The 598-nt window shown below is 61.0% G+C and carries 1 protein-coding gene; it reads right to left on the reverse strand.

The features are described from left to right. Positions 1-598: Mur ligase family protein (locus NRB16_RS28975; protein ID WP_257107578.1), on the reverse strand; the 598-nt coding region annotated here is incomplete at both ends.

Below are 598 nucleotides of genomic sequence, written 5' to 3' on the forward strand. Positions count from 1 at the left end.
GGGCGGATATCGTCGAAGATCCGGCCTGGCGCTTCTGTGCGCGGATTGTCATCGGTCACCCAGACGCCATCGGCAAGACGCTCGACCACTTCGGCCATCAGAGGGCGCTTGCCGCTGTCACGATCGCCACCGCAACCGAACAGGCACAACAGGCGACCCTTGGCATGCGGACGCAGTGCATTGAGAACCTGCTCAAGCGCATCGGGGGTGTGAGCGTAATCGACCACGACCAAAGGCTTGTCGCCACCGCCAAGACGCTGCATGCGTCCGACCGGGCCTTCGAGCTTTGGCAGGACCTTGAGAATTTCGTCCAGCGCATATTCCAGCCCCAGCAAGGCGCCGATAGCCGCCAGCACATTGCTCAGGTTGAAACGGCCCAGCAGACGGCTGCGCAGAAAGTGTTCGCCGTGCGCGGTTACGAGTGTGGCGCGTACGCCATCGTCATCGAACTTCGCATCGCGGCAATAAAGAGACGCGCTTTTGTCCTGGAGGCTGTAGGTGATGAGTCGGGACTCATGTTCGACCTCGGCCAGTTCACGACCGAACCCGTCATCCAGATTGATCACCCGGCAACCCAGATCCGGCCATGCAAACAGCT

This window comes from Pseudomonas sp. LJDD11, assembly GCF_024584215.1.
Taxonomy (GTDB): Bacteria; Pseudomonadota; Gammaproteobacteria; order Pseudomonadales; family Pseudomonadaceae; genus Aquipseudomonas.